This window comes from Streptosporangium fragile (assembly GCF_039534445.1).
In the GTDB taxonomy this organism is placed as follows: Bacteria; Actinomycetota; Actinomycetes; order Streptosporangiales; family Streptosporangiaceae; genus Streptosporangium; species Streptosporangium fragile.
Genome location: NZ_BAAAVI010000027.1, coordinates 25,436 through 29,413 on the forward strand (window position 1 = coordinate 25,436; position 3,978 = coordinate 29,413).

The window sequence follows — 3,978 nt, forward strand, 5'->3', positions numbered from 1 at the left end:
GGCGCCGGGACGGCGGGAGTGACGCGGGTGGAGGTGGCGTGGGGCGCCGGGACGGCGGGGGCGACGCGGGCGGCCGAGCGGGTCAGCGCCAGACCCGTCACGATGGCGCCGGTCCCGAGCAAGGGCGCCGCACCGGGCGTGAAGCCGATCACCGTCAGCGTGAGCAGCCCCGTCCCGACCAGCGCGGTGGCCACCGCGACCCTGACCGTCCCCCCGGCGTACGGCGCGGCGGCCGGCGGTTCCTCGAAGCGGGCGAAGCCCCGCAGCAGCGGCCACATCGCCAGGACCAGCACGACCAGCCAGTGCGGCCAACCGGACAGCCAGGCCGGCGTGCCCGGCTCCGGGGTGGAGATCCCCAGGCCCACCACGACCACGGAGGTGATGACGAACAGCGCGCTCATGTGCCACAGGTAGATGGTCATCATCCGCGGGCCCGCCCAGCCCAGGAACCTGGCCACCCCCGGCCAGCCCACGAGGGCGGCGATCCACGGGCGCAGCGCCAGCGCCAGCCCGATTTGGCCCACCCCCACGGCGAGCAGCGCGATCGTGGGCGGCGCCATGTTGGAGATCGCCGCGCCCGGCATCCCGATCATGCTGAGCGGGTACGGGCCGAACGCCACCAGCACCACGGCCGTGCCGTACCCGCCCAGCGCCAGCAGCCAGGGGCGGCCCGGGCGCCCGGCGGCGTACCGGAAGCCGAGCTGGTGCACCGCCAGCCAGACCAGCCCGATGTTGAGGAACCCGGTGACCTCCAGGCCGCTGCCGAATCGGATCATGTCCACCGTGACGGCCCCGGCCGCCAGCGCGGCGGGCACCCGCCAGCCGTACGCCGCGTCGGCCCTGAGCATCCGCGGGGTCAGCACCACCGCGACCAGGTAGATCGCCAGGAACCAGAGCAACTGCCCGGCCAGCCGCGAGGCCGTGATCACCGGCTGCTCCGGCATGCCGAGTCCCAGCAGCAGGTGGGGGAGGGGCAGCCACACCGCCGCCAGCGGCACCACCGGCCACGCCAGCCGGCGCAGCCGAACCGCCAGCCACCCGGGGGCCGTGCCGCCGCGCCGGACCGCGCCCCGCCAGCTGATCGCGTTCGCCGCGCCGCCGGCGAAGAACACCAGCGGCATCACCTGGCTGATCCAGGTGATCAGCCAGCCGTTCCCGGTCGCCAGCGCGTTGCCGGTGGAGATGCGGCCGTCGGCGAAGGACAGCACCGGCATGCTCCAGTGCTGCAGGACCACCAGGGCGATGCCGAACAGGCGGAGCGCGTCGATGAACGGGTCACGACCGGCGGGGGCCGGTGCCGTACGGGCCGCTGGGCGCGAGATCAGGGCGGTCACGGGGCTCTCGATTCCTCTGGGGGCGTGGGGGAGCGTTGTGAAGAGCCTCCCGTCCGAGCCCCTGAGAGCGCAGTCACGCCCGCAGCAGTCTTCCCGGCAAGATCACCCCACCGCGGAAGGTAGGGCTGGCCCTACCCCCGCACACCGGTCCGCAGGGTCGAACACGCAGATGTGCCGCCCTAGCGTTGTCGGCATGAGAACCCTCCTGAGCCGCATAGGCGCCGACACCCGCTACCTCATCCTGGGTTTCCCTCTCGCCATCATCTGGTTCGTGGCGATGACGGCCGGCTTCGCCGCGGGGGTCGGCACGGTGGTCGTGTGGGTGGGCCTGCCGATCCTGGCGACGACCCTCCTGGTGGCCCGCGGTTTCGCCGACGTCGAGCGGCGCCGGCTGCCGGAGGTGCTGGGCCGCCCGGTCGCCCGGCCGAGGTACCGGCCCGCGGCCGAGAACGCCGGGTGGTTCCGCAGGCTGGTCAACCCGCTGACCAACGGGCAGTCGTGGCTCGACCTGCTCTACGGCATCGTGGCCTTCCCGATCTCTCTTGTGACCTTCGTATTCACGGTGACCTGGTGGGCCGGGACGATCCTCGGCCTCACCTACCCGCTCTACGGGTGGATCATCGAGGCCATCCCCGGTAACAACGGGGGTCTCGGCCTGCTCCTCGGCCTGGGCGGCAGCGTGTGGATCGACGTCCTCATCAACACCGTCATCGGCGTGCTCTTCGCCCTGACCCTCCCGATGATCGTGCGAAGCGCCGCGCTCCTCCAGGCCGGGCTCGGCCGGGCCATGCTCACCGGCGTCGCCGAGCTGCACGAGCGCATCGACGACCTGGCCGAGGGCAGGGCCGCGGCGGTCTCCGCCGAGGCCAACGCGCTGCGCCGGCTGGAGCGCGACATCCACGACGGGCCGCAGCAGCGCCTGGTCTCCCTGGCCATGGACCTGTCGCGGGCCCAGCGCCAGCTCAAGCGCGACCCGCGGGCCGTCGAGGAGATGCTCAGCCATGCCATCGTCTCCACCCGCGAGACCCTCGACGAGCTGCGCGCCCTCTCCCGCGGCATCGCCCCGCCCATCCTGAGCGACCGCGGCCTGGCCCCCGCGCTGGCCGCCCTCGCCGGGCGCTGCACCATCCCCGTCGAGCTGGACGTCCAGGTCGAGGGGCGCTTCGCCGCGGCGATCGAGAACACCGTCTACTTCGTGGTGGCCGAGTCCCTGGCCAACGCCGCCAAACACAGCCACGCCACCGTCTGCACCGTCACGCTGAGCAAGATCGGCAACGTCCTCATGCTCACGATCGGGGATGATGGGGTCGGCGGCGCGCATGTCGCCAAAGGACATGGTCTGTCCGGTCTCGCTGACCGCCTGAAGGCGGTGGACGGCGAACTGGTGGTCGATTCGCCCGTCGGTGGGCCGACGGTCATAGTGGCGGAGGTTCCGTGCGGGTAGTCGTGGCCGACGACGCGGTACTGATCAGGGAGGGCCTGATCAGGCTCCTGGAGGAGTTCGGCTGCCGGGTGGTCGCCGCGGTGGGGGACGGTGACGGCCTGGTGAGAGCGGTCGCCGAGCACAGGCCGGACGTCTCGGTGGTGGACGTCCGGATGCCCCCCGGCTTCACCGACGAGGGGCTCCGCGCGGCGGTCGAGGCGCGGCGGAAGGTCCCGGGCGCGCCCATCCTGATCCTGTCCCAGTACGTGGAGGTGTCCTATGCGGACGACCTGCTCGCCGACGCCAGAGGCGCGGTCGGCTACCTGCTCAAGGACCGGGTCGTGGACGTGGACGACTTCATGGGCGGCCTGCGCGCGGTCGCGTCCGGCGGGACCGTCTTCGACCCGCAGGTGGTGGCCCAGCTGATGGTCCGCCGCCGCCGTGACGACCCCCTGGCCCAGCTCACCCCCCGCGAGCGCGAGGTGCTGGGCCTGATGGCCGAGGGCAAGTCCAACCCGGCCATCGGCCGCCAGCTGGTGATCAGCGACGGGGCCGTCGAGAAGCACATCCGCAGCATCTTCGCCAAGCTCGGCCTGTACGCCGAGGACGGCGACCACCACCGCCGCGTCCTCGCGGTCCTGGCCTACCTCAGGTCCTGAGGCGATCGGCCGTCCCGGTCAGCGCTGCGAGCGCCGCACGGTGACGCGGTCGTCGTTGACGACGATGGCGTCGGCGCGGCCGTCGCCCGTGGCGTCGGCGAAATAGGTGCCTCGGGTGCCGTAGTAGGGATTCGACGTCCAGGGCTCGTTCGGGGTGAAGCGGGTGCCGGTGGAGCGGCGGACGGTGACGCCGTCGTTGTTCACGACGATGGCGTCGGCGCGGCCGTCGCCGGTGACGTCGGCGAAGTAGGTGCCTCGGGTGCCGTAGTAGGGGTTGTCGGTCCAGGATTCGTTGGGCTTGAAGCGGGTGCCGGTGGAGCGGCGGACGGTGACGCCGTCGTTGTTCACGACGATGGCGTCGGCGCGGCCGTCGCCGGTGACGTCGGCGAAGTAGGTGCCTCGGGTGCCGTAGTAGGGGTTGTCGGTCCAGGATTCGTTGGGCTTGAAGCGGGTGCCGGTGGAGCGGCGGACGGTGACGCGGTCGTCGTTGACGACGATGGCGTCGGCGCGGCCGTCGCCGGTGACGTCGGCGAAGTAGGTGCCTCGGGTGCCGTAGTAGGGA

Annotated in this window: 4 protein-coding genes; 2 read left to right on the plus strand and 2 right to left on the minus strand. The window is 72.4% G+C overall.

The features are described 5' to 3' along the window. Window positions 1-1,334, minus strand: a 1,334-nt coding sequence (locus tag ABD841_RS19440) for an acyltransferase (protein ID WP_344973435.1), incomplete at its 3' end; no start/stop codon positions are given. A 193-nt stretch (window positions 1,335-1,527) separates the two neighbouring features. Between ABD841_RS19440 and ABD841_RS19445 the strand changes: the two genes are divergently transcribed. Together ABD841_RS19445 and ABD841_RS19450 are read left to right on the plus strand one after the other, a co-directional pair. Beyond that, window positions 1,528-2,778 (plus strand): sensor histidine kinase, encoded by a 1,251-nt coding sequence (locus ABD841_RS19445; RefSeq protein WP_344973438.1) that lies wholly within the window; start codon window positions 1,528-1,530, stop codon window positions 2,776-2,778. Next, complete coding sequence (locus tag ABD841_RS19450) at window positions 2,769-3,416, plus strand: response regulator (RefSeq protein ID WP_344973441.1); 648 nt, start codon at window positions 2,769-2,771, stop codon at window positions 3,414-3,416. The genes ABD841_RS19445 and ABD841_RS19450 overlap by 10 nt, the downstream gene beginning before the upstream one ends. An 18-nt stretch (window positions 3,417-3,434) precedes the next feature. Here ABD841_RS19450 and ABD841_RS19455 read toward each other — a convergent pair. Beyond that, window positions 3,435-3,978, minus strand: a 544-nt coding sequence (locus ABD841_RS19455; protein WP_344973444.1) for an FG-GAP repeat domain-containing protein, incomplete at its 5' end; no start/stop codon positions are given.